The organism is Nocardiopsis yanglingensis (assembly GCF_045809185.1).
Classification (GTDB): Bacteria; Pseudomonadota; Gammaproteobacteria; order Xanthomonadales; family Xanthomonadaceae; genus Stenotrophomonas; species Stenotrophomonas yanglingensis.
The window spans coordinates 124,395-149,266 of record NZ_JBJNRH010000013.1 but is presented as its reverse complement, the minus strand read 5'-3'; the positions used below and the strand labels follow the sequence as shown (position 1 = coordinate 149,266).

The following is a 24,872-nucleotide window of genomic DNA, read 5'->3' as shown; positions in this document are numbered from 1 at the left end:
AGAGCCGAGATCCTATGTTCGCGGTCAAGCCTGCTGGAAGCAGGTTTGACCCACCTTCAGCATGGCGGGATCGAAATCCTTGCCGCTCTTGAAGACGCCCCAGGCGATCTTGGCCAGCTTTCTGGCCAGGATGTTGAAGCTGGCGGTGCTGCTGTGTCCGCGCTCGCGGATGGCGAGGTAGAGAGGCTTGCCGCCTTTGGATCGGGTCAGGCCCATGGCGGCCATGTAGAGGATCTGGCGCAGGCTGGCATTGCCTCGTTTGGACAATCGGCGTCGGCCGATCCGTGCACCGGACTCGTTGGGTCGCGGATCCAGACCGGTGCAGGCGATCCAAGCGTCGGAGTTGGCCAGCGGCCAGCGGGTGATGTGATGGGTGACGAAGGCAGCCACCGTCGGCCCGATCCCGGGGATGGTCATGATCCGCCGGTACAGGTCGCGCTGTTGGCCGCTGCGACACAGCTGCTGAATCTGCTGGTCCAGCATGGCAATGGCCTCTTTCAGGCTACTGAAAATGCGCCCAAAGAGGGCGGACTCCGATGCCCCCGCGCCCAGAGAGAGATTCAACTTCGCCTTGCTCCGGACCAGACTGTCACGTTGCTGGAGCAGCACGTGCAGCCGCTCCTGCTCGGGCGAGCGAGCGACATGCTCGTGCAGATTGTCGGCCTCTTTGGCGATGTAGCGCGCAATGACCTGGGCATCGCCGGAGTCGGTCTTGCCGCGGCAGGCCACGCCCTTGGCGTAGTGCTTGATATCGCGAGGATTGAGCACGAAGACGGCGTGATCGGCCTTCTGGGCAGCGTGAACCACAAGCTCGTGGTAGCGGTTGGTTGCCTCAACGCCAATACGGGACTTCGCGGGCAGGCTGGACAGCCATTTGTTGATGGCCGAGGCTGAATTGGCGATTCGGATGCTGCCCTTGGTGCCGTGGCACGCCACCACCAGGGTCCTTGAATCGGTATCGATACCGACAGCGTGACGATCTGACATCTGCGCAACTCCCAGCTATTGTTGAAGGGCTGGGGTGGTACCGCACCACGTTGGCTTGCCTACATCGGCGGTCCTCAAAGGCCGCTAGATCCTTTATCGACGTTAAGGTGCGGGATGGGGATCGCTCGGCTCGTCTGTCGGCTGCTACCCGCAGATATCATGTTGACGGTCCCTCCACCCTGGCTCCTACATACCTCGTAGGAGCCGGAAGGAACATACAAGCCATGCTCGGCTTACCGTAAGAAAGAGGCGGAGCCGGCCGATAAGCCGGGTTCTGTCGTGGACAGTCATTCCTCTAGGCGTTACGTCACCGCAACGCTCAAGCAACCTACCCGGATCCAACGCGGGCCGCGCCAAAGGATCCCTATTTGGTCTTGCTCCAGGTGGGGTTTGCCGTGCCGGTCTGTTGCCAGACTCGCGGTGCGCTCTTACCGCACCATTTCACCCTTACCGGCCTTCCGAAGAAGACGTAGGCGGTATCTTTCTGTTGCACTTTCCGTCGGCTTGCGCCGCCCAGGCGTTACCTGGCACCTTGCCCTATGGAGCCCGGACTTTCCTCGGCACCCCCGAAGGGATGACGCGACTGTCTGGCCGGCTCCGCCAGTGCACATTCTAGCCTACGCACGCCTTTCCTGCCGTGCTGATCGCGGCGTCCGGTTCATCCGTCCACGCATGGCGTGGATCTACCGATTCACTGGACAGGGCCGGCGAAACCCGCGCGGCTCTGGTGGGTGCAGATTCCGCTCTGGTGGGTGCGGACCTTGGTCCGCACCATTCACTCGTCACTCGCCGCAGCCAACGATGTTCCTTTTTGTCGGTCGATATTCAAAACACCCGACGTTATGGAACAATGCCGTCATGGGAAACACCGAGGCCAAGGCACGAAAGCTATTGCGACGCGCAGGCACCCTGCGCGCCCGCGAACTGGTGACTGCCGGGATCGCCCGCGCCCAACTGACCCGCCTGGTCGAGGCAGGCGCACTGATCCGGTTGTCCCGTGGCGTCTACGCGTTGGCGGAAAGAAAGAGCGACGACACCGATGATGGACTGCGGATCATTGCAGAACGCCTGCCACACCCCCGTCTATGCCTGTTGAGTGCCCTGCGCCTGCATGGCCTGACCACCCAGGCACCATTCGAACGCTGGGTCTCCATCGGCAACAGCGACCGCGTTCCGCGGATCGACTGGCCGCCCCTCCGTGTGGTCCGCATGTCGGCAACGACCCTCAATGCGGGGCTGGAAGAACGTCGCGTAGGCGGACGCCTCATATACGTCAGCAACGCAGCCAAAACCGTCGTCGATTGCTTCAAGTTCCGCAATCTCGTAGGGCTTGATGTCGCACTTGAAGCCCTGCGTGACGCGCTTCACAGCCGTGCAACCACGCCGGATGCGTTGATGGAGTATGCGCGGATCTGCCGCGTTGCCAGACTGATGAGACCGTACCTCGATGCCCTGGCTTGATCCCCTCTCCAACACCTCCCCACCGCGTTGCTTCCATCCGGCAACGGCTGCTCGATCTCGCACGCAAGCGGGGGGAGGACTTTCAGTTCGTGCTGGACAGGTTCGCCGTTGAGCGCCTGCTCTACCGGCTCTCCGCTTCTCGATACCGCAACCAGTTCCTGCTGAAGGGTGCCATGCTGTTCGCAGTGTGGTTCGACGCGCCGCACCGCCCTACACGGGATGCCGATTTCCTGGGATCCGGCAGTGCTGAGTCCGATCGCCTGCTACATATCGCACTTTCGCTCTGTGGAATGCCCGGGGACGACGGCCTGCGCTTCGATCCAGGCAGCATCGTCATCGAGGCCATACGTGAAGAAGCCACGTACGAGGGGCTGCGCATGCGCCTGATCGCACATCTGGGCCGCGCACGCTGCCATGTGCAGTGGGACGTCGGCTTTGGCGACGCGGTGATCACCCCGCCGCCGGAAATCACCTATCCGGTGATTCTGGAGGGATTCCCTCCAGCCTGCCTGCGCGTCTATCCACGCGAAACCGTGTTTGCCGAAAGGCTCGAGGCTATAGCGGCACTGGGCATCGCTAACAGCAGGATGAAGGACTTCTTCGACTTGCTGGCACTGATCCGCGAAGACGCCATGGATCGCCCGCACCTTGTTGCGGCCATTGGCGCGACGTTTGATCGACGAAGGACCCCGGTGCCAACGCCCCTGCCCTACGGACTGACTCAGTCATTCGCTGCAGATACCCAAAAGCAGACCCAGTGGCGCGCCGTGCGGGATGGGGATCGCTCGGCTCGTCTGTCGGCTGCTACCCGCAGATATCATGTTGACGGTCCCTCCACCCTGGCTCCTACATACCTCGTAGGAGCCGGAAGGAACATACAAGCCATGCTCGGCTTACCGTAAGAAAGAGGCGGAGCCGGCCGATAAGCCGGGTTCTGTCGTGGACAGTCATTCCTCTAGGCGTTACGTCACCGCAACGCTCAAGCAACCTACCCGGATCCAACGCGGGCCGCGCCAAAGGATCCCTATTTGGTCTTGCTCCAGGTGGGGTTTGCCGTGCCGGTCTGTTGCCAGACTCGCGGTGCGCTCTTACCGCACCATTTCACCCTTACCGGCCTTCCGAAGAAGACGTAGGCGGTATCTTTCTGTTGCACTTTCCGTCGGCTTGCGCCGCCCAGGCGTTACCTGGCACCTTGCCCTATGGAGCCCGGACTTTCCTCGGCACCCCCGAAGGGATGACGCGACTGTCTGGCCGGCTCCGCCAGTGCACATTCTAGCCTACGCACGCCTTTCCTGCCGTGCTGATCGCGGCGTCCGGTTCATCCGTCCACGCATGGCGTGGATCTACCGATTCACTGGACAGGGCCGGCGAAACCCGCGCGGCTCTGGTGGGTGCAGATTCCGCTCTGGTGGGTGCGGACCTTGGTCCGCACCATTCACTCGTCACTCGCCGCAGCCAACGATGTTCCTTTTTGTCGGTCGATATTCAAAACACCCGACGTTATGGAACAATGCCGTCATGGGAAACACCGAGGCCAAGGCACGAAAGCTATTGCGACGCGCAGGCACCCTGCGCGCCCGCGAACTGGTGACTGCCGGGATCGCCCGCGCCCAACTGACCCGCCTGGTCGAGGCAGGCGCACTGATCCGGTTGTCCCGTGGCGTCTACGCGTTGGCGGAAAGAAAGAGCGACGACACCGATGATGGACTGCGGATCATTGCAGAACGCCTGCCACACCCCCGTCTATGCCTGTTGAGTGCCCTGCGCCTGCATGGCCTGACCACCCAGGCACCATTCGAACGCTGGGTCTCCATCGGCAACAGCGACCGCGTTCCGCGGATCGACTGGCCGCCCCTCCGTGTGGTCCGCATGTCGGCAACGACCCTCAATGCGGGGCTGGAAGAACGTCGCGTAGGCGGACGCCTCATATACGTCAGCAACGCAGCCAAAACCGTCGTCGATTGCTTCAAGTTCCGCAATCTCGTAGGGCTTGATGTCGCACTTGAAGCCCTGCGTGACGCGCTTCACAGCCGTGCAACCACGCCGGATGCGTTGATGGAGTATGCGCGGATCTGCCGCGTTGCCAGACTGATGAGACCGTACCTCGATGCCCTGGCTTGATCCCCTCTCCAACACCTCCCCACCGCGTTGCTTCCATCCGGCAACGGCTGCTCGATCTCGCACGCAAGCGGGGGGAGGACTTTCAGTTCGTGCTGGACAGGTTCGCCGTTGAGCGCCTGCTCTACCGGCTCTCCGCTTCTCGATACCGCAACCAGTTCCTGCTGAAGGGTGCCATGCTGTTCGCAGTGTGGTTCGACGCGCCGCACCGCCCTACACGGGATGCCGATTTCCTGGGATCCGGCAGTGCTGAGTCCGATCGCCTGCTACATATCGCACTTTCGCTCTGTGGAATGCCCGGGGACGACGGCCTGCGCTTCGATCCAGGCAGCATCGTCATCGAGGCCATACGTGAAGAAGCCACGTACGAGGGGCTGCGCATGCGCCTGATCGCACATCTGGGCCGCGCACGCTGCCATGTGCAGTGGGACGTCGGCTTTGGCGACGCGGTGATCACCCCGCCGCCGGAAATCACCTATCCGGTGATTCTGGAGGGATTCCCTCCAGCCTGCCTGCGCGTCTATCCACGCGAAACCGTGTTTGCCGAAAGGCTCGAGGCTATAGCGGCACTGGGCATCGCTAACAGCAGGATGAAGGACTTCTTCGACTTGCTGGCACTGATCCGCGAAGACGCCATGGATCGCCCGCACCTTGTTGCGGCCATTGGCGCGACGTTTGATCGACGAAGGACCCCGGTGCCAACGCCCCTGCCCTACGGACTGACTCAGTCATTCGCTGCAGATACCCAAAAGCAGACCCAGTGGCGCGCCTTCCTGCGCAGGAATCGCCTGATCGCGCCGGATCTCTCTTCGGTGATTGCCGAGATTGCCGACTATCTGGACACCCTCGACACACCCGTACAGTCCTGACGTCGCAAGGCCTGGCGCTATCGGTCCGCCCGGGTGGGTGCAGACCCCGGCGCGGCCCATTCATCCACGCAGGGCGTGGATCTATCGAATCCGCTGCTCTGGGGGTGCGGATTCCGCTCTGGTGGGTGCGGACCTTGGTCCGCACGATCCATCAACTCCCGTACAACGCCTTGCGCGGTGCGCCGGTCAGCTCGGCAGCCAGCTTGGCGGCAGTCGACGGCGGCAGATGCTCGCTCAGCTTGGCGTAGACGCGGCGGCCATGCGCCAGTTGCGCTTCTTCGTCATCACCCGCGCCCTGCACCATCACCACGAACTCGCCCTTGCGCTGGTTCTCGTCAGCTTCCACCTTCGCCAGCAGGCCGGCCAGGTCACCATCAAGCACGGTCTCGAACAGCTTGGTCAGCTCGCGGGCCAGCACCGCCGGGCGCTCGCCGCCGAAGATCGCCGCCATGTCGGCCAGCGACTCGGTGATGCGGTGCGAGGATTCGTAGAACACCATCGTGCGCACTTCACCGGCCAGCGCCTGCAGGCGATCGCGGCGGCCGCTGGCCTTGGCCGGCAGGAAACCCTCGAAGCTGAAGCGGTCACTGGGCAGGCCGGCCACGCTCAGCGCGGCGATGGCGGCACAGGCGCCGGGAATCGGGCTGACCTTGATTCCGGCCGCGCGCGCCGCACGCACCAGGCGGAAACCGGGGTCACTGACCAACGGGGTGCCGGCATCGCTGACCAGCGCCAGCGATTCACCGGCCTGCAGCCGCGAGACCAGGCGCTCGGCCAGGGCCTCTTCATTGTGCTCGTGCAGGGCCACCAGCGGCTGCTGGATGCCGAAATGGGACAGCAGCTGGCCACTGCGGCGGGTGTCTTCGGCACAGATGGCCGCCACCGACCGCAGCACCTCCTGCGCGCGCGGGCTCAGATCGGCCAGGTTGCCGATCGGGGTGGCGACGACGTACAGGGTTGGGACACTCATTTCAGCGGTACTCACGGGGCAAGGGTAGAATCGTAGCGTGTACCCGGCCAAGGCCGCTGCCCTCATCGCATGGACCCGATCATGAACAAGCCCGCCGCACGGATCTCCGCCCTGTCGCTGTCGCTGATGCTGCTGGCCGGTTGTGCCACCACCAGCCTGACCAGCACGCCCGATTCGCCGGCCCAGAGCCAGGCGCTGGTGCTGATCGAACAGGGCAAGCCGCGCGACGCCGCACTGCAGCTGGAAGGCCTGGCCGCCACCCTGCGCGGCGGCGCCCGCAGCAACGCCCTGGCCGACGCGGCCTGGGCCTGGCACCTGGCCGGTGACAGTGCCCGCGCGCGCAGCCTGCTGGGCCAGCTCACCGCGCGCCAGCTGTCCGGCGCCAGCCTGCAGCGCTACCAGCTGACCGGTGCCGAGCTGGCCCTGGCCGACAAGCAGCCGGCGCAGGCGCTGGCCCTGTTGAAGGACCACGGCGACAACGTGCTGCCGGCGCTGCGTACGCGCTGGTATCTGGCCCGCGCCAACGCGCTGCAGGGCACCGGCGATGCCTTCGGCGCCGCCACCGAACGTGCACGCGCCCATGCCAGCCTGACCGGCAGTGCGCGCAGCGAGAACCAGGCCGCCATCTCCGGCCTGCTCGGTACCCTCGACGACGCCACTTTGCGCAGCCGTGCCGCTGCCCTGCCGGCCAACGATCCTCTGTACAACTTCGCCGGCCGTGCGCTGATCGCCCGCGGCTTGCCGCTGCCGCGCCCGTTCGACCGCGATGGCGCCGCCCAGTTCGACACCAGCAAGCGCCCGCCGGCGATGAGCGACGGTTACCGCCCGCCGGCCAAGCTGGCCGTGCTGCTGCCGCTCAGCGGCCGCCTGGCCACCGCCGCGCAGCCGGTGCGCGATGGCCTGCTGAGCGCCTACTACGGTGAAAGCCGCCGCCGCCCGGACATCAACTTCTTCGACACCGCCGGCACCCCGGCCGGTGCCCTCGCCGCCTACGACAAGGCCGTCGCCTCCGGTGCCGACTTCGTGGTCGGCCCGCTGGGCCGCGACGAAGTGGACGCCGTGTACGGCCGCCAGCAGCTACAGGTGCCGGTACTGGCTCTGAACCGCGGCAAGGATGCACCGCCGGCCGGCAGCGCCGGCTTCTCGCTGGCCCCGGAAGACGACGGTATCGTCGCCGCCGAGTACCTGCGTGGCCGCGAGCGCAACCGCGCGCTGGTCATCAGCAGCAATGACGACACCGGCCGCCGTTCCGCCGCCGCCTTCGCACAGCGCTTCGCACAGCGCGGCGGCCAGGTGGTGGCCACGGTCAATGTCAGCGAAGCCGTCGGCGATGTCGGCGCGCAGGTGCGCAATGCCGGTCAGGTCGACGCCGTGTTCCTCGCCGTGCGCGCCCCGCAGGCCCGGCTGCTGGCGCCGCAGCTTGCGCTGGCCGGTGCCGGTGGCGCGACCCGCGTCGGCACCTCGCAGCTGACCGTCGGCAGCGGCAAGGTAGAGGAAGATGTGGCGCTGGACGGCATCGTCTACCCGAACGAAGCCTGGAATGTGCGCAGCGTGTCCGGCCTGCCGTCGGCCAGCCAGGTGGCCAGCGCGCTGCCGAGCGCCCGCGGCGCCGCCGGCCGCCTGTTCGCCTTCGGCGCCGATGCCTGGAAGATCACCGCCTATCTGGACAAGCTGTCCAACGAGGGCGGCCTGGACGGTGCCACAGGCACCCTGTTCCTGGACAGCAACGGCAACATCCTGCGCCAGCCGGCATGGTCCACCTTCAATGGCGGCCGGCCGATGCCGATCGTCGGTGGTCGCTGAGCGCAGCCAACGTGGCTCGGCGGTGGAAGCCGCCGCCGAGCAGCATCTGCAACAGGCCGGACTGCAGCCGCGTGCGCGCAACGTGCGCTATCGCGGCGGTGAACTGGACCTGGTGATGGACGATGCCGGCACCGTGGTGTTCGTGGAAGTGCGTTATCGCGCGCGATCGGATTTCGGTGGCGGCGCCGCATCGGTGGATGCGCGCAAATGCCGGCGCCTGGCGCATGCCGCGCAGCTGTACCTGCAGGAAAACCCGGCGCTGGCCAATGCACCCTGCCGTTTTGATGTAGTCGACGCCACAGGCGAGCCGCCGCAGCTGCGATGGCTGCGTGATGCGTTCCGGCTGGATGACTGCTGATGGTTTCCGTCCGCTCTGGTAGAGGCCGACCTTGGTCGGCGCTTCTGTGCCAACCAAGGTTGGCACCTACCAGAGCGCAGCCTGGCCGGCACTACCACGGTGCGTGACTGATGCCTTCGATCATCACCCATGCCGCTGTGCCGCTGGCGCTCTGGTGCGCCGCTGATCGTGGCCGCATCCCGCCTCGCCTGCTTGCTGCCGGTGTGATCGCTGCGATGCTGCCCGATGCCGACGTGCTGGCCTTTGCACTGCATATTCCCTACGCCGATGCGTTCGGACATCGCGGTGCCAGCCATTCGTTGCTGTTTGCCGGCGTGCTGGCGGCATTGGCCGCGGTGTTGGCGTTCTTTGGTAGCGGCCGACCTTGGTCGGCGCCACACAGCTCCAGTAGTCGCCGACCTTGGTCGGCGGTTTCGTGCCGACCAAGGTTGGCACCTACCAAGGCAGGGCCAACGGTGACATCGACCCTACAAGCCGCGGTGTTCGTCTTCGTCTGTGCTGCCAGCCATCCGTTGCTGGATGCGATGACCTCCGGCGGCCTCGGCGTCGCGCTGGCCTGGCCGTGGAGCGAACAGCGCTTCTTCGCACCGTGGCGACCCATCCGCGTTTCTCCGTTCGCGCCGCAGTTCTTCAGCGCACGCGGCGTGGCCACCCTGCTCTCTGAACTGCGCTGGGTGTGGCTGCCGCTGGCTACCGCCGTCGTCGCCTGGAAACTGATCCAACCCGCTCCTGTTACCCCACGAGATCCGTCATGAGTCCTGCCCTGCCTGCTGCACTGGTTACCGAACTGTCCGCCCTGCTGGGCGCGGAGGGCTGGCGCATGGATGACAACACGCTGGAGGCGAACGCGCAGGACAACTCATGGCGCCACCAGCGCCCGGCAGCGGTGGCGCTGCCAGCCGACATCGAACAGGTGCAGGCGCTGGTGCGGGCCTGTCGCGCGCATCGCGTGGCGCTTGTCGCGCGCGGTGCCGGCACAGGCACCACCGGCGCGGCGGTGCCGCTGCCCGGCAGTATCGTGCTGTCGTTCACCCGCATGGACCGCATCGTCGAGATCCGCGCTGGCGACCGCTGCGCGGTGGTGCAGCCTGGCGTGCTCAACGGCACCCTGCAGCAGGCGCTGGCGCCGCACGGCCTGTTCTGGGCACCGGATCCTTCAAGCGCCGAAATCTGCAGCGTCGGCGGCAACCTGGCCTGCAACGCCGGCGGCCCGCGCGCGGTGAAGTACGGCACCAGCCGCGACAACGTACTGGGCCTGGTGGCGGTGACCGGCACCGGGGAGGTGATCCGCTGCGGTGGTGCCTACACCAAGGATTCCACCGGCTACGACCTCACCCACCTGCTGGTGGGCAGCGAAGGCACGCTGGCACTGATCGTGGAAGCCACCTTGAAGCTCACCCCGCTGCCGGTCAGCCAGGCCGGCCTGCGTGTGCTGTACCGCGATGCCGATGCGGCCGCCGCCGCGGTGTCACGCCTGATGTCGCAGCCGGTGGTGCCCACGCGCCTGGAATTCATGGACGCCCGCAGCCTTGAGCTGCTGCGTCTCAACGGTGCGGACGTACCCGAGGCTGGCGCGATGCTGCTGGTCGAAGCCGATGGTGACCACGACACCCTGCCCTACCTGCTGCAGGCACTGGCCAGCGCCGCTGAAGGCGACGGCATGATCGAACTGGATGTGGCGATGGAAGGACGCGCACGCGACCAGCTGTGGGCCGCACGCAAGGCGCTGTCGCCCGCGCTGCGCAGCGTTGCGCCGGGCAAGATCAATGAAGATGTGGTGGTGCCGGTATCACGCATTCCGGAACTGGTGGCTGGCGTGCAGGCACTGGCGCGCGACTATACGCTGACCATCGTCACCTTCGGCCATGCCGGCAACGGCAACCTGCACGTCAACATCCTCTATCACCCGGACGATGCCGAAGAGAACGCGCGCGCGCATGCCGCGCTACCGAAGATCTTCGAACTGACGCTGGCGTTGGATGGCACGCTGTCCGGCGAACACGGCATTGGCCTGGCCAAGCGCGATTTCATGGCCCAGGCATTTACCCCAGCTACGTTGGCGACGATGCGTGCGATCAAGGCAGCGCTGGACCCGGATGGCATCCTCAATCCGGGCAAGGTGCTTCCGCCGGCATAGACCGCGCACCTACCTGTAGAGCCGAGCCATGCTCGGCTCACCGCGCGAAGCGCGGGCTTCCTGCCTGCGGAACGCAGAGCAGCCGAGCGTGGGCTCGGCTCTACAACAACATTTCGTTCACCTTCGCGCTCCTGTAGAGCCGAGCCATGCTCGGCTGCTCTTCGACCAGATCGCGATGAAGCCCGCGCTGCGCGCGGCAAGCCGAGCGTGGGCTCGGCTCTACACCGGCTTGCCGCTCGCGATATCGATCAAGGTCTGCCGGAAGCTGGGCAGCAGCACGCGGTTGCCATGCCCGCTCAGGTGATCGTTGTCGAAGAACAGCGGTTCACCCTCTTCCACCGCCGAACAGGTCTGCGGCCCGCACAGCAGCGGCAGTGGATCCCACACCGTCAGCGATGGATAGCGCGCCGCCAGCTCGGCCAGCAACGCCATCTGCGGCGCGCGCAGCCTTTCCAGATCGGCACGCGGCATGCTCAGGCCAGCGGCACAGGCAGGATTGCGGCGGTTGAACCAGTCAGAACAACGATAAGCCCCGGCCTTGAACAACGGCAGCGGTGCATCCACAACCACGTGCACGCCCAGCTTCTGCAAACGCCCCAGTACTCGATCAGCCTCATCACGCGCAGCCTGTGCATGGGCCGGCGTGCGCTCGGCCAGCAACTGCCGATAGATTTCCTGCGCATCCTGCCGCTGCCAGTCGAACCCACGCAGCTCCGGCATGCGCAACGCCGCCAGCAGCACGATGTCACCCGGACGTGCCTCGCGCTCGATGGTCGACAACGCGTCTTCGATGAAGCCCTGGCAATCGGCCGGGCTGGCCCGCAACAGATTGACGAAGCTGCAGCCGCCGCGATCCTGCTGGCGCACCTCCATGCCGGTCTGCCGCGCGACCATGCTGGTCATGGTGCGATAGGCCGCTGCGTGTGAGTCGCCGGCCACGAACAGGCGCCGCCCTTCAAGCGTCGGTGCACTCACCGGCTCCAGCGGGCGCCACGCCGGGTAGCGGCGCGCCTGCCATGCATAACCGTCACGGGTGACGCTCAGCGAGACCTGCTCGTGGTATTCCACAGTGGCCCAGGCACCTGCACCACATAGCGCCACCAGCGGCAACGCCATCGCCAGCACCTTGGCCGGCGCCAGGCGTAGCAGCGGCGCCGCACTGCGCAGCGGACGTTCGATGAAGTGGTAGGACGCAGCGGATACCGCCAGCAGCAATACCGGATACAGCCACAGCGCGACGCCATCCAGGCCATACGTCCAGCGCAGCAGTACCAGCAACGGCCAGTGCCACAGGTACAGCGAATAGGACAGCCGGCCCAGATACGCCAGCGGCGTGCACCCCAATGCGCGGCCGATGCGTGATGTACCCGGCGCCGACACGCTCGCCAGCAACATCAACGTACCGGCCACGGTGGCCAGCACGCCTGGAACCGGCATCGCCAGCTGGGGGGCAATCACCACACCCGCGGCCAGCAGCGCCAGACCGACCACTGCAACCGCATCCCCCTTCTGGCCCAGCGTACGCGTACGCATCCACTGGTACAGCAGCGCGCCCGCGGCCAGCTCCCAGAACCGCGCCGGCAGCAGATAGAAGGCTGCCGCCGGTGCTGCCTGCGCCTGCCAGCCGGCCCACGCCAACGACAGTACGGTGAGCACCGGCAACAGCCAACGCGACCACGGCCAGCGCTCACGCCCACGCAGCCACACGAAGAACAGCAGCGGGAAAACCAGATAGAACTGCTCCTCCACGCCCAGCGTCCACGTATGCAGGAACGGATTGAGTTCGGCGCCGGGTGAGAAATAGTCGTCCTGCTGGCCGGCCAGCACGATGTTGCTGAAGCCGACCAGCGCAGCCCAGCCGGTCTGGTCGAACTGCTCATTGCGCCACGCGCGGGGAATGAACAGCGCCGACAGCACGAAGGTGGCCATCAGCATCACCAGCAATGCCGGCAACAGGCGCAGCACGCGGCGGCGGTAGAAGTCGAACAGCATCGCGCCCAGCGACGCATGGGTGCGCGAGGCCAGCGAATGGCTGATCACGAAGCCGGACACCACGAAGAACAGGTCAACGCCGATGAAGCCACCGGGCAGCCACGTTGCGTTGGTGTGGAAGACGATGACGGCCAGCACCGCGAGTGCACGCAGACCATCGATGGCGGCGTTGTGGGAACGTTCGGGAGGGGACATGCAGGCAACCGGCAGAAGACAGGGCGGCAGCATCGCCACCGTTCACGCAGTCATTCAATGGACAATCGCGACAGACGTGAACATGGTTCAGGTCCGGTCCCTGCTCGCCGCAGTTGCGGAGCCGAGCCATGCTCGGCTGTTCTTCGTTCAGATCGCGATGAGCCGAGCGTAGGCTCGGCTCTACAGCAGCAGTCAGGGGTCAGAACCCATTGCCGATGGGATCCGACCCCGCTGCACGCCCGCTTACCAGGCCATGCGCAGGCCCAGCTGGCCGCCCACATTGCGGTAGCCGTAATCACCGCGTTGCACGCTCACGCCACCCCACGCGCCCCAGCGCTGGCCCAGCTTCAGCTCGGCACCGGCCTGCACTTCATAGCGGTTGCGCGGCACGTCCGCACCCAGCGTTTCGCCGTTGAACTGCAACGTGCTGGTGCCACTGCCACGCAACCAGTTCACGCCCAGGTACGGCTGCACGGTGTTGCCGGCTGCAGTCCCATGACCGAACACGCGCACGCCCAGACGCCCGCTCAGACCACCCGCGTCGGCGTGGTCGATCACCGTGCCATTGCTCTCCACGTGACGATCGGCGCGGAAATCGACATGGCTCAGCTGCAGCTGCGGCTGCACATACAGTGCGCTGGCGGTGCCCTGCCACACATCGAAGGTGTAGCCGGTCTCCAGCGACGCACTGGCCATGCGCGAATCGTAGTGCTCCGGCTCCAGGCCAATGCCATGCACGCTGTTGTCGAAGCGGCCGTACTGCACGCTGCCATCCACGTAGGCACCCGTGAGACCCTCGGCGTCCTGCAACCAGGTAGCGTACACGCCCACTGCGCTGCCGCGCACCCGACCCTTGGCGCTGTAGCCGGTCAGGTCGGACACTGCGCTGCTGTCAGCACGCCCCGTGCCCAACATCACGCCGAACGCGGCATTGCCTCGGCGAAGCAGGTCGCTGCCGATCTGCAGCACCGACGTATTGCCATCGATCGACAGCTGACCACCGACCGCGCTGAAGTCCGCCTGCTGCCGGCCCACGCGCGCCCACGCGGCACGACCTTCATCCAGCGAGACGGCACCGATGCGATCGTTCAGACGATGGGAAAACATGTTGATGGCCGCCGACTGGTTGGCCAGGTACGCCCCAGCTTCCGGACGCAGTACGGGCACCGGATCCACCGGGTCCACCGGGTCCACCGGGTCGATGGGGTCAACCGGATCAACCGGATCTATTACACAGCCCGGTGCGGCCGGATTGTCCTTGCAGACATCGAACCATTGCGAACGCAGGTACCAGTTGCCATCGGAGGGATCGGTCAGGCCACCCTTGAACAGGAAGTACTCATAGGAGCCGCCCACGGCGCGGCCGGCCAGCGCATAGGTCGCCAGCGACGCGCCATCCACCTCGATCAGCTGGATGCCGTCGGTCGTCTGAGCGCCAACACCACCCATGTTCTTCACCGCAATGCTTGCATCTCCCGAGGTATCGCCACGCACATGCAGGCGATCAAAGGCGCTGTCGTCACCGCCCAACGCGCCCTGGAACAGGAATGTCGCGCCCTCGCTGTGCAGATCACCGTCCACTGTGAGGGTGTTGAATCGGCCACTGCCGTCGGACAATGCCACGCCACTGTTCAGTACGCTCAGTTCGCCCACCGTGGCGTCACCGGTCAGTGTCCACTGGCTGCCGCTTTCAATCGCCATCGTCTGCACCAGGTTGGACGTGCCCTGCCACAGCGACCCGTCTGCCAGGCGCACGTGCACATCGGACTGCGGCACCAGACCGGCATCCTCGTCCTCGGGCGTGATGACGATGTCGCCCACCATCTGCGAATGCCCCTGCATCACCACGTCGAAACGCCCCGCAACCGCCGCATCCAGCGCGATGGCAATGCCATTGCCACCCGATACGTAGGCGTTGTTGGACAGCGTCAAACCAGCGTCACGGCTGCTGCGCACCCACACACCACCATGCTGCACGCTCTCCAGCGCACTGCCGTCGATGCCCAGGCTGCCGTTGTCATTGATCACCGCAGCCCAGGCGCCCTCGCCTTCGGTGCGAACATGCGAACGGGTCAACGTCATCCCGCCGGAGCCCCCGGTCAGCACGCCATGGGCCTGCTGGCCTTCAGTACGGATGATGCTGTCGTCCAGGTGGATGCTGCCGCCCTGGCGCGCGACCGCACCAATCGCACCCGCGCCCGTCGTGTGAACCTGGGCCGCACGCGCAGTGATGACCGGGCCGGCGCCGACGCCAGTGAAATCGGCATACAGGCCGTGACTGCTCTCGCCGGACGTAGTCACACTCACACGGTCCAGATCCACCGTACCGGTTCGAGCATCGATGCCGACCGCACGATCACCCTCGCTGATGACGGAACTGCGTGCCATTGCCAACGTCGAATCGGAGAACATCTTGACGGTTGCGGTCCCGTCGCCGGTGCTGTGGAAGCTGGAGTCCGCCACAGTGACCGCATTGCTGCGACCATTGATGTCCAACGCAATACCGCTGGCCTTCACGGTGCTTCCTGAAAGGTCGAGCTGGTTGCTGTCCCCCAGCCAGATGCCCGAGGCGCCTTCAATCGCAACGCCGGTCAGGGTCATGTTCGCGCCGGTGGCCGACACCGCGCGGCTACCCAGCCCCATCGCCGAGATCGAGCCACCGGTCATGCTGATGTCACCGCCACCGGCGAGGCCGACTGACGACATGCCTTCCATGCGGATGTTCACATCCTGCAGCGTGGCCTGGCTACCGGTATGCGCCACAACGCCCATGCCGGTGCCCTTGTTGATGACGTCGGTCGCTGTCAGATGCAGTTCACCGCCCGTCGTCGCCAGCGCCGTGGTGGCACCAAAACCGGTGGTGACCAAGGTTGAACCATTCAGTTCGATACGGCTGCCAGCACCTTCGGCACGGGCCGCGGATGCACCATCGCCATCCGCACTCACGTTGACCGCACCCAACGGCACGATGCTGCCACCGTTGAGCGCATGGAAGGCGTGGTTGCCCACGCCGGTGGCGCTGTAATCCCCCGCTGCCGGGGTCTGTGCGTCACCGTCGGCGATGACCTGCTGTGCGTGCGCACGGACGGGGATGCCAACAGCGAGTGCCGCCGTCAGTGCGAGGGCCAGCGCCGAGTACTGGATCTGATGGGATCGCATGTTGAGGTCTCCTTTTGTCGAGACCGGCATAGTGGATGTCGCGTTGAACACCCACCATGCAATTAGTTGCAATGTCAGATGCGACATTATCGCTGCACATGCGACATTAACGTTCGTGATGGGACCTCTGGAGAAGGCCAACCCTTGCCGGCAAGAAGCTCCGGGCCACCTTCAGAGCGGCTGCAGAATAGAAGCCGCCCGCAGAACTGCACACGATTAGGCCTCGTGACCATTACATACACGCGCCGATCTGACTGTGCCTGGGAAGGCCTATTTACACGGCGTGCCACGAGTCTCTGATCCAGTGGAGGCTACCAGTAGTCCACATTAAGTACGGCTTCGCCCTTGATTACGCCTGGCAGCAAAGGCTCGTTGGTGCGGATGTAGCGCGCAGTGTAGGTGAAGTCATGGATGCCACCACCGCCTGGATTGAAGAACCACGGCTTGCCGAACTGCACCTCCGTTCCTGCGCTCAACAGCTGCACTCGTACACCACCTGCGGTGGAGTCCGAAGTTGCGGACAGGATACTGCCCCTGTTGGTTGAATCGCCTGCGTCCGCCAGCGCAACATCCGCACGTGGTCGCGAGACCCCGCAGTCCATTGAAAAGGAAACCGACTTCTCCTTCGCGGTGTCGCCCGGGCTCGCCAACTCCGTCACCCCCACGTCCTGCAACGTCTCTGACACATCCTTCATGCTGCAGGTTGTCGCCGGGAACCCCATCTTGATACTGATCGGAACGGTCGTATCAAGCGTCGGGTAGGCAATTGACCGTATGCGCATCGATGCTTCGAGCTGTGTATCACTCATTCTCTGGCCGCGGGTAAAGACAAAGGCATTGACGATGATGTTGTCACTCCCCCAAAGATTCTGAATGATCGTAGCGTTCTCGCCGATCCGCAGAGGTTTACGTTCTCCCTGGCCGATCATGAAGCCGATCAGCGCCGAATCCGGAGCAACTTCATAGAGCGGCAACGGCCCATCCACAGGCCAGACCGGAACGTCAGCCAGATCCATCACCCAGCGTAGCCCGGGGCCCGAGATCTCAACGCTCAACTCCAGGTCTCCCACTCGGCAGCCTGTAAAGGGAACATTGGTTCCGCCATCGAAGAGCATTTGAATGTTCTCGGAATACCCAGGCTTCTGCCGATCAGCAGTAATGGGAAACTGCACCGATGCGGTGCATGCAGCCGCTCCGCCAGAAAACAACATAGCCAGCGAAGCCATGGCTGTGGTGGCACGCGACCGCGTGAGGGCGCGCAGAAGTTCCATCATGGTTACGATACTGGTCACGATCCATCCCTTCATGGCGTGGATGGGCATCAGCATCCATGGAGTCTGACGCCGCGGAATGTCCGCGATGCATCCTCCCACCCACCGGCTCCGGCACGGCATTGCGTTGTCATTGCTTAGGATTAGCATCATCTTTCTCCTGGCATCTCATACGACGAAGGATTACTCGTAATCCGCGGTCACGACGATCTCGGTGGAAACCTCACCCGCGCTCGGCGCTTCGCCGGTGGGCAGAAAGTAGGCGGCACGCAGGTCGTATCGCGCCGCTGCACCGGTCACCGGCACATCGATGCCGGTGTCACCATCCTTCAGATAGTTGCTGCCGGTGGTACCGGACAGCAGCGAGATCGACACGCCTTCGGCGGCATCGCTTGCAGCGGTGTTCTTCCAGCGCGTGGCATCGCCATCGGCGGCCGTACCGGCGAAGGACAACACCGCCTTGTTCACACCCACGCAGCCCGCGAACTGCAGCGTCCCGGCCTTGATCTGCGCATCGGCGCCGGGCGTCAGGTCGCTGGCCTTCACCGGATCCAACGCGATCGGTGCGGCGGTGAGCGTGCAGGTGCCAGGCAGGACGCGGCCGGTGATGGTCAGGGTGGCGCTGTCGGCCAGAGCCAGCGGTGCGGCGGCCAGCAGGACGGTGGCCAGGGTGACGCGGTTGAGCAGATTCATGAGGGACTCCAAGGTAAAAAAGGAAGAAAAGTAGTCAGCGCATCGGCTCGGCTACAGCGTTGAGCGCTGCCTGCAGACCAGGGCTGGGCGGTGGTAGCGGCGTGCACACCGCCTGGCTCCACGACAGCCCATAGGCATCGGGGGCATCCGGGGTGGTGTATTCCAGGCGGCAGCGATGCGGGCCGTCCGGGTCGACGATCAGTTGGCCCTGTTCGGGCGCACCACGCAGCTGGATCACGCCGCCCTGGCCGACAGCGCCATAAGCACGGCCCGCTTCGTCTTCAATACGTGCCGCAAACGGCAGCGGCTGACCCAGCGCATCGGTGGCATCAATGAACAGCGTGCGCTCGCGCTTGGCATTGAACGCAACCCGCACGATGCTGCCTGCCGTCGGCGCAATGCGCTGCGAGGTCTGCAGCAGTTCCACATCCATCGGCAGGCCGGACGGATCCAGTTCGATCTGGTTCCAGCGGTAGGGGCTCACGTGTGGCAGCAGCGCATAGCCGTTGCGACCGATGCGCACGTCGCCGCCATAGCCGATGCGAGCGCCCTGCGCGCCATCGGCCTGTACCAGCGCGAAGCCATCGCCCACCGGCGCACCGAAGTTGATGCCATCGCGGTGCACCACCACGCTGCCGGCAGCGCTGGCGTTGAAGGCGCTGTAGTCGCCCGAGCGGCTGTAGCCTGCGGTGACCGTGCCACGCCCACCACGATAGGACGCGTAGGCATTGGCGCTGCCCGCCCCGTCACTGGAATCGCTGGCAGACAGGCTGTAACTCAGCTGCTGATCAGCACCCAGCGTTCCGTTCAGGCCCAGCTGCCCCTGATCACTGCGCGCCGAATGGGCCACCTGTGCGCTCAAGCGCGGGGCGCGCGGGGCCGAGCCCAACGGAATGCTGAAGGTAGCCGCGTAGCGGGTGTCCTGGCGGCCATCGCCCATCTGCAGACGCATGGCAGACAGGCTCAGATTGGCGCGGCCAATACTGGTCTGGAAGCGCAACTGCAGATCGTTGTGCTGCTGCGCGCTGTCCCAATAGCGCACCTGTCCGCCATTGAGCGAGAGCGTGCTGCGTTCGCCAATACGCTGCGAGAAATTCACCTGGAAGCGCTGGCGCGCACGACCACTGATTCCCCAGTCGTCGTTGTACGCCTGGGCGAAATCATTCAGGGAGAGATAGCCGCGCGTGCTGTAGCGCAGCGCTGCCAGACCGAAGTTGGTACCCGTTGCGGTGATGTAGCGCTGGTAGTTCAACCGGAAGCTGTTGCCGTTGACCTGTTCGCCATTGGCCAGACGTGCGCGCGAATGCGTGACGTCGGCGCCGAACGCACCGAGCGGCGTATTGACTGCACCGCCAAACAGCGCGGACTGGAAACCTTCGGCAATCTGCACCCCGCCCAGCGCGGTGAAATGGTTGCTGATGCCACGTGCGTAAGTACCTTCGGTAAAGCGCAGTGCTTCACGCACACCGCGTGCGTCGCGAAGTTCGCCCGCGGTGGCGCTGAAACGGCTGGCGCCCGGCCGCAGCGCCTGCGGCACTGCGGAGAAGTTGACGGTGAACTGCTGCTGGCGGCCGTCGGCTTCGGTGACGGTGACGTCCAGGTCGCCACCGAAATTGGTCGGGTAGAGATCTTCGATGGAGAACGGACCCGGCGCCACGCTTACTTCGTGGATGACGTGGCCATTCTGGCGGATGCTGACCACCGCATTGGTTTCGGCGACGCCCTGCACCACCGGCGCAAAGCCACGCAGCGAGTCCGGCAGCATGCGTTCATCGCTGGCCACCCGTACACCGGTGAACGACAGCGACTCGAACAGTTCGCCACCGGTCGTACCCTGCCCCAGCAGCAGCTGGGCATTCCATGCCGGAAGATCGCGCTGCAGCGTGCTGCTGATCACATCGTGACGCGAGCCATGGCTGCCCTGGCTGAAGGACGAACGATGACGCAGCCGCCACGCGCCCAGGTTCACGCCCGTGTTCAACCCAAGATAGGTCGCCTGCTGGCCCTGGTTGCGGCTGTGGTTGATGTTGTAATCGAAGAAGGCGGCCGTGACGCCGTGGTCGCGTTGTGCAGGTGCCACGTAGCCGCGCGCATCGCCCGCCTGCGCAGCCTGTGGCACGTTCACTAGAAGCTGCAGATTGCTTTCATCGAACTCGACCGTGGCACCGTCGATCAGGCTGGGAAGCGCGACGCAGCCTTCATCATCCTGGTCCAGCTCGGCCAGGAACATCTCCTTCAGCGGCAACTGGCGTACCAGCCCGGCCGGCAGGCACGGGGTTGCACCCAGAGGTGCCGGCGCCGCCACGAAGGTGATATCGCGCTTGTCGTGGAACTGGCCATTGACCACCACGTCCAAGGGATACACACCCGGCTCCATGGGATTGCCCTGCGCGTAGCGCTGCATGTCGATGGCGCGACCACCAATCAGGAAGCCTTCGCTGAACTGCAGGGGCTCATCGCCATGCGCACGGGCATGACCGGCAATGGCCATTGCCACGGCGGCAGCAATCGCCAACCCCAGCGGACGGCTGGCAAAACGATGCGGCGTGCGGAGATGAAGGAGGCGCATGTGCATGGTTAGCGTCACTCGATGAGGCCGAAGGCGACATCGCTCGTAGTCGAAGTGGGCCGAAGCGTAGACAGCTCGCGGCCGGCTTCCCATGCAATTTGTTGCAAAGCGACAACACACCACGGAACCACGCGGTTTTTAGCCACTGCGCTGTTTCGGCGCAATTCAGGCTTGTTTTCAACACATGACGGCAGTCAATCGAATGCATTGCAGATGCACCGAACGCAGCATGCGACAGCTTGTCGCAGCCGGAAATGACGCTTCTTAACCGGACGCTGTACCGCAAGCACGGACTCAACTGTCCTGCAAGCACCTTGCAACTAATTGCATATCCACCTGCCGCCCGGCTGGGAACACTGTGCGCATCCGCTGGCTCGTCCCATGCGGATCCCCCTGTTTCCCTACCAAGGACATTCCCATGTCGAACCGATTCAACCTGATTACCGCTGGCGCGCTTGCGCTGGCCCTGTCTCCCGCCGCATTCGCCGAGAAGCTGGAAATCACCGGTGAGCTGATGACCAGTACCTGCTCGGTGGATGCCACCGGCGGCACCATCACCGTGCCGATGGGCAAGGTGGACGTGGCCTGGGTGAATGAAGCCGAGCGTGCCGGCATGAAGAACTTCAGCATCCTGCTGGACTGCTCCGGCGCTGGCGCCCCGCAGGAAGTGGGTGTGCGCTTTGGCGGCACGCCGGACGGCAGCACCGGTAACCTGGCGCTGACAGCCGCCTCCACGGCCAGCAACGTGGGCGTGGCGCTGTACGACGCCTCGGGCAACCACCAGAAGCTGGGCGAAGACCCGCTGCAGTGGGTGAACATTCCGGCCGCCGGCAAGGGCCAGCTGGACTACAGCGCCTGGTATTCCTCGCCGGGCAAGAACGCCACGGCCGGCACGGCCAACGCCTCGGGCGATTTCGTCGTGCTTTACAAGTAACTCACACCCCTGCGCGCCCCCCCCGTGGCGGCGCGCTTTACTGGAGGATGACCTGATGAAGATCCGTGCAATGACGTGGATGACCGCGCTGCTGGCTGGCGCCCTGGCGCTGCCGGCATCGGCAGCGGTGACGCTGCAGGGCACGCGTATCGTGCATGACGCGGCCCAGGGCCGCGATGTAACCGTGAAGGCCACCAACGGTGGCGACAAGGCCGCCATGGTGCAGGTCTGGATTGACGATGGCGACAGCCATGCGCGCCCCGAAAACGTGCGCACTCCCTTCCGTCTGACGCCGGCCGACCCGCGTCTGCTGCAGGCCCACCAGGGTCAGGCGTACCGCATTACCTACGCGCCGCGCCCGTCGGAGACACCGCTGCCGACGGATCGTGAATCGGTGTTCTACTTCAACCTGCTGGATATTCCGCCCAAGCCCACCGATGCCGCCGGCAAGAACCTGCTGCAGTTCGCCGTGCGCACCCGGGTGAAGCTGTTCCACCGCCCGGCCGGCCTGCCCGGCAAGCCGCGTGATGCCGCCGGGCAACTGCAATGGCGTGCGCAGGCCGGTGCTCTGCTGGTGAGCAATCCCAGCGTGTATCACGTGACTGTAAGCACGCTGACCCTGCCCGACGGCCGCAAGGTGGAAGCAGAGATGATTGCACCGGGCGCGCAGGTACGTCTGCCGCTTCCGAGTGGCGCGGCGATGCCCACGTCGGTGACGTTCCAGTGGCTGGACGACTACGGCACGCCGCGCGATGCCGAGGCGAAGATCTCCCCTTGAGCGCAGCCTGACGCGCGAGCCGTGTTCTGTAGAGCCGAGGCCATGCTCGGCTGCTGTGCGGCCAAATCGGGCTGAACCTCGTGCATTGCGCTATGAGCCGAGCATGGGCTCGGCTCTACACGGTTTGTCGTAATTGACGCGCTCCCGTGCGAGCGGAACATCTGCAACTCTTTCGAAGTTTCCAACAATTCTCATTGGCAGCATGGGCGCTTCATGCAAATCATGTGGCGCCACCGACAACGGGTGGCACGGGCTTGCAATCCCGTTTGATCGATGTTGTTTACGCTTGCCTGCCGGCGTCGCCTCCTTCCCCTGTGCCTGGGCGGCGTCGGCAGGCATTCCGTCTATGCCTACATGGCGGGCGGTGCGCGGGGGCCTCGTGCCCGCCGGCGTTTCTACATCGGTCACCGGTATTGCAACCACGCACCGTCCGCCACCCTCGCTGTTAAGCGGGGTGGCCCCTTGTTTCCTGCACAAGGATGCCGCCATGACTGCCGCGCACTACCCTTACCTGTTCGCCACCCTCGGTGAAGCTGCCAACCAGCTGCCCGAGACCATCGCCCGCGCACTGGAAACCACGCTCAGTGCCACGCACGGCGTCACTGCGCCCTCCAGCAGCACTTTGCTGGCGTGCCTGCAGCGCATCCGCCACGTGGAGGGTGCTGACGGCCAGCCGTGGCCAGACAAGGGCCGTACATCGGGGCAATGCATGGCCATGGCACGTGCGGACCGGGCCAATGCCGGCCTGACGTTGCTGCTGGAACTGCTGCATGCCACCGAACGCGTGCGCGTGGATGGCGATGATGATCAGCAGGTAGGCGACGACGTGCGCGAAGGACTGCTGCTGGCCTGCCGTGGGCTGGCCGAGTATGTGGATGTGCAGTTACACGCGGCGTAACACGGGGCGATGCGGATACACGTCCACCTGGGTGGATGTCGACCTTGGTCGACACATCCGTGCCAACCAAGGTTGGCATCTACCAGAGCAATACCGCTCCGCCCCCGCTTTGGTACGTGTCGACCTTGGTCGACACATCCGTGCCAACCAAGGTTGGCACCTACCAGAGCAATACCGCTCCGCCCCCGCTTCGGTAGGTTTCAACCTTGGTCGACACATCCGTGCCAACCAAGGTTGGCACCTACCAGAGCAATACCGCTCCGCCCCCGCTTCGGTAGGTGTCGACCTTGGTCGACACATCCGTGCCAACCAAGGTTGGTACCTACCAGAGCAATACCGCTCCGCCCCCGCTTTGGTAGGTGTCGACCTTGGTCGACACATTCGTGCCAACCAAGGTTGGCACCTACCAGAGCAATACCGCTCCGCCCCCGCTTTGGTAGGTGTCGACCTTGGTCGACACATCCGTGCCAACCAAGGTTGGCACCTACCAGAGCAATACCGCTCCGCCCCCGCTTTGGTAGGTGTCGACCTTGGTCGACACATCCGTGCCAACCAGGGTTGGCACCCACCAGAGCAGTACCGCTGCTGCTATGCGAAGTGCTGGTAGCCGCCGTCGGCGGCTTCGCCATCCACGTGTACGCCCTGCCCTTCGGCGATGCGGCCGATGCGGGTAAGCGGCACGTCCAGCGATTCGGCCAGGTAATGCAGCGCGTCGCGCTGGTCGGCGGCAGCGGTGAAGCACAGCTCGTAGTCGTCGCCACCGCGCAGTGCGCAGTCGCGCGCATCGTCGCGGCCGAGCAGTTCACGCAGCGCGTGTGAGATCGGCAGCGAATCGGCATCGACGTGCGCGGCCACGTTGCTGCGCGTGGCGATGTGGCCAAGGTCGGCCAGCAGGCCGTCGGATACATCCACCGCGGCATGCGCGAATGCACGCAGGCGCAGGCCCAGGGTGACCCGCGGCGTCGGCCGCAGCAGGCGCAGACGCAGGCTTTCGTAGTCGGCCAGCAGCGTGGCGGTGGCGATGCTTAGCGCAGCTTGTTGCCACAGGCGCAGCGCACCGGCGGCGTCGCCCAGCGTACCGCTCACCCAGATGTCATCGCCTACCTGTGCGCGGTCGCGGCGCAGCGCCTGGCCACGTCCCACCTGGCCCATCGCGGTCACCGACAGCGACAACGGACCGCGCGTGGTGTCACCGCCGATCAGTGCGATGTCGTGCTGATCGGCCAAGGCAAAGAAGCCATCGGCGAAGGCGTCGATCCAGTCTTCAGAGGCTTCCGGCAGCGACAACGCCAGCGTGCACCACGCCGGGCGCGCGCCCATCGCGGCGAGGTCCGACAGATTGACCGCCAGGGTCTTCCAGCCGATGTCGAAGGCCGGGGTTTCCACCGGGAAGTGCACACCACTGTTGAGCGTGTCGGCGGTGACCACCAGTTGCTCATTGGCACGCGGCTGCAGCAGCGCGGCGTCGTCGCCGATGCCGAGAAGGATGTCGTCGCGCTCGAGGGTGCGGGCGCGGATGCGGTCGATGAGGGCGAATTCGGCCAGGGACATGGGGCGTTCCCGCTGTTGTACGTGCCGCGCAGTGCGCGGTGGGCGGTAGTGGCGGGGGGGGGGGGGGGGGGCCCCCCCCCCCCCCCCGCCCCCACCCCCCCCCCCCCCCCCCCCCACACCCCCCCCACC

General features: G+C 65.2%; 19 protein-coding genes and 2 other RNA genes. 11 read left to right on the top strand and 10 right to left on the bottom strand.

Annotated elements, in window-relative coordinates; all coding sequences use genetic code 11:
- Nucleotides 1–24: 24 nt before the first annotated feature.
- Nucleotides 25–987, bottom strand: coding sequence for an IS110 family transposase (locus ACJ7C5_RS16675; RefSeq protein WP_088026673.1), 963 nt, complete (start codon nt 985–987; stop codon nt 25–27).
- A 247-nt stretch (nt 988–1,234) separates the two neighbouring features.
- Nucleotides 1,235–1,586: RNase P RNA component class A (rnpB, locus tag ACJ7C5_RS16670), an RNA gene on the bottom strand.
- Nucleotides 1,587–1,788: 202 nt separating this feature from the next.
- On the opposite strand from rnpB (ACJ7C5_RS16670), the gene ACJ7C5_RS16665 reads away from it, so the two are divergent.
- Together ACJ7C5_RS16665 and ACJ7C5_RS16660 are read left to right on the top strand one after the other, a co-directional pair.
- Complete coding sequence (locus ACJ7C5_RS16665; RefSeq protein WP_176433064.1) at nt 1,789–2,448, top strand: type IV toxin-antitoxin system AbiEi family antitoxin domain-containing protein; 660 nt, start codon at nt 1,789–1,791, stop codon at nt 2,446–2,448.
- The gene (locus ACJ7C5_RS16660) at nt 2,445–3,350 is read left to right on the top strand and encodes a nucleotidyl transferase AbiEii/AbiGii toxin family protein (RefSeq protein WP_412704527.1); all 906 of its coding nucleotides are present in this window, start codon (nt 2,445–2,447) and stop codon (nt 3,348–3,350) included. Before ACJ7C5_RS16665 ends, ACJ7C5_RS16660 begins: the two co-directional genes overlap by 4 nt.
- A 5-nt stretch (nt 3,351–3,355) precedes the next feature.
- On the opposite strand, the gene rnpB (ACJ7C5_RS16655) is transcribed toward ACJ7C5_RS16660, so the two are convergent.
- Nucleotides 3,356–3,707, bottom strand: an RNA gene (rnpB, locus tag ACJ7C5_RS16655) — RNase P RNA component class A.
- 202 nt (nt 3,708–3,909) lie between these two features.
- On the opposite strand from rnpB (ACJ7C5_RS16655), the gene ACJ7C5_RS16650 reads away from it, so the two are divergent.
- Complete coding sequence (locus tag ACJ7C5_RS16650; RefSeq protein WP_176433064.1) at nt 3,910–4,569, top strand: type IV toxin-antitoxin system AbiEi family antitoxin domain-containing protein; 660 nt, start codon at nt 3,910–3,912, stop codon at nt 4,567–4,569.
- Entirely contained in the window at nt 4,566–5,435 is an 870-nt protein-coding gene (locus tag ACJ7C5_RS16645) for a nucleotidyl transferase AbiEii/AbiGii toxin family protein (protein ID WP_412704526.1), read from the top strand. The genes ACJ7C5_RS16650 and ACJ7C5_RS16645 overlap by 4 nt, the downstream gene beginning before the upstream one ends.
- A gap of 151 nt (nt 5,436–5,586) precedes the next feature.
- On the opposite strand, the gene rsmI is transcribed toward ACJ7C5_RS16645, so the two are convergent.
- A complete protein-coding gene (gene rsmI / locus ACJ7C5_RS16640; RefSeq protein ID WP_412704525.1) occupies nt 5,587–6,405 on the bottom strand; it encodes a 16S rRNA (cytidine(1402)-2'-O)-methyltransferase in 819 nt (272 codons plus the stop codon).
- Between the two features lie 81 nt (nt 6,406–6,486).
- Between rsmI and ACJ7C5_RS16635 the strand changes: the two genes are divergently transcribed.
- The 4 genes from ACJ7C5_RS16635 to ACJ7C5_RS16620 all read left to right on the top strand — a co-directional run bounded on the left by ACJ7C5_RS16635 (nt 6,487) and on the right by ACJ7C5_RS16620 (nt 10,703).
- Nucleotides 6,487–8,208: a penicillin-binding protein activator gene (locus ACJ7C5_RS16635; protein WP_412704524.1), complete on the top strand. Its 1,722-nt coding sequence runs from the start codon at nt 6,487–6,489 to the stop codon at nt 8,206–8,208.
- Nucleotides 8,198–8,566, top strand: a complete 369-nt coding sequence (locus ACJ7C5_RS16630) for a YraN family protein (RefSeq protein ID WP_412704523.1) — start codon at nt 8,198–8,200, stop codon at nt 8,564–8,566. The genes ACJ7C5_RS16635 and ACJ7C5_RS16630 overlap by 11 nt, the downstream gene beginning before the upstream one ends.
- Nucleotides 8,567–8,676: 110 nt before the next feature.
- Nucleotides 8,677–9,321, top strand: a complete 645-nt coding sequence (locus tag ACJ7C5_RS16625; protein ID WP_412704522.1) for a metal-dependent hydrolase — start codon at nt 8,677–8,679, stop codon at nt 9,319–9,321.
- Nucleotides 9,318–10,703: an FAD-binding oxidoreductase gene (locus ACJ7C5_RS16620; protein ID WP_412704521.1), complete on the top strand. Its 1,386-nt coding sequence runs from the start codon at nt 9,318–9,320 to the stop codon at nt 10,701–10,703. Before ACJ7C5_RS16625 ends, ACJ7C5_RS16620 begins: the two co-directional genes overlap by 4 nt.
- A 219-nt stretch (nt 10,704–10,922) precedes the next feature.
- On the opposite strand, the gene ACJ7C5_RS16615 is transcribed toward ACJ7C5_RS16620, so the two are convergent.
- The 5 genes from ACJ7C5_RS16615 to ACJ7C5_RS16595 form a co-directional block, all read right to left on the bottom strand.
- Nucleotides 10,923–12,890 (bottom strand): acyltransferase family protein, encoded by a 1,968-nt coding sequence (locus ACJ7C5_RS16615; protein ID WP_412704520.1) that lies wholly within the window; start codon nt 12,888–12,890, stop codon nt 10,923–10,925.
- Nucleotides 12,891–13,133: 243 nt separating this feature from the next.
- Entirely contained in the window at nt 13,134–16,049 is a 2,916-nt protein-coding gene (locus ACJ7C5_RS16610; RefSeq protein ID WP_412704519.1) for an autotransporter family protein, read from the bottom strand.
- A 311-nt stretch (nt 16,050–16,360) separates the two neighbouring features.
- Nucleotides 16,361–17,371, bottom strand: coding sequence for a fimbrial protein (locus ACJ7C5_RS16605; protein ID WP_412704518.1), 1,011 nt, complete (start codon nt 17,369–17,371; stop codon nt 16,361–16,363).
- 132 nt (nt 17,372–17,503) lie between these two features.
- On the bottom strand, nt 17,504–18,013 hold the full coding sequence (locus ACJ7C5_RS16600; RefSeq protein ID WP_412704517.1) for a fimbrial protein: 510 nt from the start codon (nt 18,011–18,013) through the stop codon (nt 17,504–17,506).
- A 34-nt stretch (nt 18,014–18,047) separates the two neighbouring features.
- Entirely contained in the window at nt 18,048–20,588 is a 2,541-nt protein-coding gene (locus ACJ7C5_RS16595) for a fimbria/pilus outer membrane usher protein (protein ID WP_412704516.1), read from the bottom strand.
- A 412-nt stretch (nt 20,589–21,000) separates the two neighbouring features.
- Here ACJ7C5_RS16595 and ACJ7C5_RS16590 point away from each other — a divergent pair, with 412 nt between their 5' ends.
- From ACJ7C5_RS16590 to ACJ7C5_RS16580, 3 genes are all read left to right on the top strand, one after another.
- Nucleotides 21,001–21,516, top strand: a complete 516-nt coding sequence (locus tag ACJ7C5_RS16590; protein WP_164090031.1) for a fimbrial protein — start codon at nt 21,001–21,003, stop codon at nt 21,514–21,516.
- 55 nt (nt 21,517–21,571) lie between these two features.
- Entirely contained in the window at nt 21,572–22,294 is a 723-nt protein-coding gene (locus tag ACJ7C5_RS16585) for a fimbrial biogenesis chaperone (RefSeq protein ID WP_412704515.1), read from the top strand.
- Nucleotides 22,295–22,781: 487 nt separating this feature from the next.
- The gene (locus ACJ7C5_RS16580) at nt 22,782–23,192 is read left to right on the top strand and encodes a hypothetical protein (protein ID WP_412704514.1); all 411 of its coding nucleotides are present in this window, start codon (nt 22,782–22,784) and stop codon (nt 23,190–23,192) included.
- A 588-nt stretch (nt 23,193–23,780) separates the two neighbouring features.
- On the opposite strand, the gene thiL is transcribed toward ACJ7C5_RS16580, so the two are convergent.
- Nucleotides 23,781–24,743, bottom strand: coding sequence for a thiamine-phosphate kinase (gene thiL, locus ACJ7C5_RS16575; RefSeq protein WP_412704513.1), 963 nt, complete (start codon nt 24,741–24,743; stop codon nt 23,781–23,783).
- Nucleotides 24,744–24,872: the final 129 nt, after the last annotated feature.